Origin of the sequence: Rhodovarius sp., assembly GCF_040399605.1 — a bacterium.
In the GTDB taxonomy this organism is placed as follows: domain Bacteria; phylum Pseudomonadota; class Alphaproteobacteria; order Acetobacterales; family Acetobacteraceae; genus Rhodovarius; species Rhodovarius crocodyli_A.
This window is the reverse complement of the sequence record NZ_JBBARU010000139.1, coordinates 1-3,912: the sequence shown is the minus strand read 5'-3', so window position 1 is coordinate 3,912 and position 3,912 is coordinate 1. Positions and strand designations below refer to the sequence as shown.

Annotated in this window: 2 protein-coding genes and 1 tRNA gene; 1 reads left to right on the top strand and 2 read right to left on the bottom strand. The window is 61.4% G+C overall.

The genetic code is table 11. The features are described from left to right. Positions 1-72 precede the first annotated feature (72 nt). Positions 73-158: transfer RNA gene (locus ABWP84_RS18245), tRNA-Leu, on the bottom strand. Between the two features lie 127 nt (positions 159-285). Next, positions 286-2,454 carry a hypothetical protein gene (locus tag ABWP84_RS18240; protein WP_353213449.1) on the bottom strand — a complete coding sequence of 723 codons (2,169 nt, stop codon included), beginning with the start codon at positions 2,452-2,454 and terminating at the stop codon, positions 286-288. A 260-nt stretch (positions 2,455-2,714) separates the two neighbouring features. On the opposite strand from ABWP84_RS18240, the gene ABWP84_RS18235 reads away from it, so the two are divergent. After that, on the top strand, positions 2,715-3,554 hold the full coding sequence (locus tag ABWP84_RS18235; protein ID WP_353213448.1) for an IS5 family transposase: 840 nt from the start codon (positions 2,715-2,717) through the stop codon (positions 3,552-3,554). Positions 3,555-3,912: the final 358 nt, after the last annotated feature.

Sequence of the window (3,912 nt, the reverse complement as noted above, 5' to 3'; positions counted from 1 at the left end):
CTTCTTCCCGGACAAAGCGGCGCCTTTGAAGCCTCCCCCGCGGGGGGCCGTGTGGCGCCCCTCAGGCCTCAATGTCGGCTGTGGGGTTCGAACCCACGCGCAGGTGTGCCTGCAGCGGATCTTAAGTCCGCCCCCATTGACCGCTCGGGCAAACCGACGACCGCAGAACGAGTCCTGGCAAAACGCGCTACAGAGTGTCTGATAAATCGTCAACTCTGTACAGTCCGAAGACTCGTGCAATGAGGTTTCACTTAAGACCTCAGCGGGAGGACCCAAGTCCTCCATTCAGGCAAATCGCCCCTTAGGGACAAGGTGCTTTGGCCGGGGGTTTTCCGCGGCCAAAGCCTCATATATGGCCATGATGTTGACCGCCGCATTCCTGTCACGGTGGCAAAACCCGTGCTCTCGGTCCGGACACCTGAGGACGCCGTGAATCTTGACGGGCCTCTTCAGAACTTGTCCCTTATTTCGGCGCTTGTAGACCATCCCCATCACTTGTCCGCACAGCTGCGTCTCTTGTACGCACTTGCTGCAGCACTTCGAAGTTCGATATTCGTTGATGAGGCTGACCTGTGCTCCCCAGACGTGCTGGAGGCGGTGGCGGAGCCGAGCCTGGGGCGCTGGAGCGTAGCCGCAACCGGTTGTTGAAACCTTGCCGCCGTTTCCGAACGCCACCAGGACACGGGCTTGCCCGCCTCTCTTTTGGGCCTTTGTTATGGCCACGCCACCACAGATCTGGTGACAGATTTTGTCGAGGGCCTTGTCCTTGCTCATGAATGAGAGAAGAGCCTCGCGCCGAAGCCTGCGGGCGCCCATGGCCGTGACCGCCTCCTCCAAAATGGGGAGCATGGCCGCCTCATAGGCGCCGTACGTCTCGAAGGCTTTGCTGCTAGGCATATGGACCAGGGCAGAGTGAAGGTCGGGGTGCCGGTCGTGCTCCCTATACTCCTCTGCCGAGAGGATGGTACGCTTCTGGAGCGCCTCGGTGACTCCCGCAACTCTCCTTCGCTTGGCCTCTTTGACGTGTTGCCGCGTAGAGACTTTGAAGAAACTCGTGGTGGGACTCACTTCCGACCCTGCCTTCACGCAGCAGTACACCATGTCCCTCCGCCCGGGGTCGACAGACACAAGCCGCTGATCATTTCTTCGGATCAACGGCCGGGGGTTCCCGGGCGAGAGATCGCAGCTGTTCTCGAAGGACTTGAGCACCTTGACCTCCTCTTTGGTGCTGGGCCGGCCGGGAAGGTGGACCGCGACGGAGCACGAGATGCCGTCGGTCCGGATGAAGGGACACAAGGCAGCTCCCGCCCGTCCCCGCAGCAAGCGCTTCGCCTTGGGAAAGTGTGACCAGAAGAGTTCCGTCTCGCGGGCATCGTCCGCTCCGATCCGACGGTTCCGAGTCTTCTTGTCGTTGCCGTCGGCATGCTTCCTGGGCTTCTTCCGGACCGGCTCTCCGTTCTCGTCCCTTGGGACCTCGACCGCCGTCAGAAGCGGGATTTCCAGGTCCGAGACGGGATGGCCGGCCGCTCGAAGTTCCAACAGGAGGGACTTTAGAGTGGTCCTGTCCACGGCCACGTGTCCGACGCGGAGCTTGCACAAGGGCAGAGGCCGCATGGCCTTGGCCGCCGCCCCCAGGGCTTTCCTAGCCTTCTCCCCGTCGCCTCCGAAAACTTGGGTCAGCTCTTGCAGCCGATCCCGCCTCTGGCGCTGCAGGTCCACGAACCAGCAAAAGAGCCGGAGCAACTGAGGATATTTCAGGTTGGACACGAAGGCGGGGGCCGGACACCCGACCAGATCGCCGTATCGGGCTCTCCAGCGCTCGACCTCTTCGTCCAGCTCCGCCTGAAGATCGCTGCGCAATTCTGCGGGCTCGCAATCCTCCAAGGGGAAGGTGACCTCTTGAAAGCGGCTGCCTTGCTGCACGCAGCGCCAGACGCAGTAATCCACCATCTTCTCGCGGTCTCTGGTCTCGAGTTCGAAGTCACGGGCTGCGGTCCAACAAAGCACGTCCCTCCGGAAGGCCTTTCGGAGTTGCTTGTGGAAGTTTAAGATGAGCATCACCTGGAGATTCGTGCGGATATCCTGGGCGAGCGTCTCCACGGCGTGCGTCCCCGCACTACCCATCCGCACGACTTGGCCGTCGGCGAAGAGGCGCCGAGACGCCTCGCAGAGAGGGCCCGGCTTTCCGGAGCGGGGATTGGCAGCGGCCTTGAAGCATTGCTGCCACCAAGAACAATCGAAGACGTCTGGGATGGCGGCCAGAGGACCGGGGCCGGGGGAGGCGTTCAAGACGCCCGCCAGAAGGTGATTCGCCAGGTGCGTCCCTCTCACGGCCACCAGCTGCATCCGCACAGCAAGGTCATCCACCGCCTGGCGGAGGGCCGCGGAGCAACCCAAGCTGCTGAAGGCGCACTTGACGGCGCTGTTGGCCTTCGTCGCGCTGGAGAGCTGCATGAAGGGACCAGGGCATGATGACGCTGCGGCGGCCGTTCCGGCGCACCGCAGCGGCTACTTTGTTAGTCTGCCCCCACATATTTCCTGGGCCCGCGAACGCGCGACGCTTTCTCCAGGAAGAAAAGGTGCCCGGGACTTTCCTTCTCCAGCCATTCTCGCTTGCCTCGCTTGGGATTGGAGGGCTTGACGGTGCTCTGCGTCACCGCGGGCTTTCTTGAGGGCCAAGGGAGAGGGGGGGAGGGCGGGGGGGAGGATTCGAAATGTCTACCGCGGCAAAGGCTGCCGAAGCGAAAAGAGTACAAGATGCCTTTCTGGATCGCCTTGCTGACAGGGTCGCGTCGCACGCGTCGAACCGAGGGCCACCCCGAAAGCTTAGCATCCGGTACGTTTTGGGCCGCATCTGGCACGTCTGTACATCCGGATGTTCCTGGAGGGACCTGGAAGTGCCAGGCGGATCTCCCAAGACTGTCTTCCACCACTTCAACAGATGGTCCCGGATGAGACTTTTTGACGACGAATTCCACGACCTGGCCAAACTGTACTTCTTGAGTTCGGAGACCCCGTGCAACCTCGTAGCTGACACGAGCTTCGTCAAGAACGTATACGGCCAGGATGTACTGGGTAGCAATCCGGTTGATCGGGGGCGGCGCGCCACAAAGGTTTCTGTCCTAGCTGATACCTTGGGTGCGCCTCTTTTTGCTTGCTACCACGCAGCAAACAAGAACGACTGCACGACCCTTCGCCACCTTCTAGATCAATCCAGCCGCACCTTGGGCCCACTCGAGCCATGTCGAATGCTTCTGGCAGACAAGGGGTACGATACCCTCACCTGCCGGGCAGCTTGTATCAGGCACGGTCTCAACCCCATTATTGATCACAAACGGAAGAGAAGGGTGGCGGGTGCCCCTCGGCACCCTCCACAACCCTCGGATCCTCGCGGCAGGCGCCGCATCATGGTGGAACACGTCTTTGGCCGCCTAGATCAAAAGAGGCGCCTACGGGTGAGGTACGAGGCAAAGATTGTCAACTTCAGGTCCTTCCATTCACTCGGGTTTACTGCCGACTTGGCCAGGAGACTCGTCAGAAGCGGGCACATTTAAGACCAGAAGGGCTGGAGCTTGCAGCTGAAGAAGGTCCGGCTGCTGCGCTCCTTTTAAAATCTTGCGATACGTCAAGCCAATCTGAAGACTTCGGTCGGGTGGCTCGCAAGGAGGGGGGGTCTCGCCGGTCAAGAACAGTCTCAATTGTCAGACACTCCTCTAGCCGCCTTTGCCCTCTGAAGGCGCGTGCTTGCTCCGCGAGACTCTGACCCAGACTCTGACCCGGGAGGGGGGGACCGTATGGCTGCCGAGGAGACAGTCTGCTGCCGTGAGGTCTCTGCTGAGCCCTGCCAGCTGCTCCCGCTGGCGCGGCGCCTCCTGCTGGAGCTCTTTGGGCATGGGGCCTTTCGTCCTCACC

Bases quoted from the DNA above. Each gene is read 5' to 3' on its own strand.
- ABWP84_RS18240 (WP_353213449.1), bottom strand. From the start codon at position 2,454: ATGCAGCTCTCCAGCGCGACGAAGGCCAACAGCGCCGTCAAGTGCGCC.
- ABWP84_RS18235 (WP_353213448.1), top strand. From the start codon at position 2,715: ATGTCTACCGCGGCAAAGGCTGCCGAAGCGAAAAGAGTACAAGATGCC.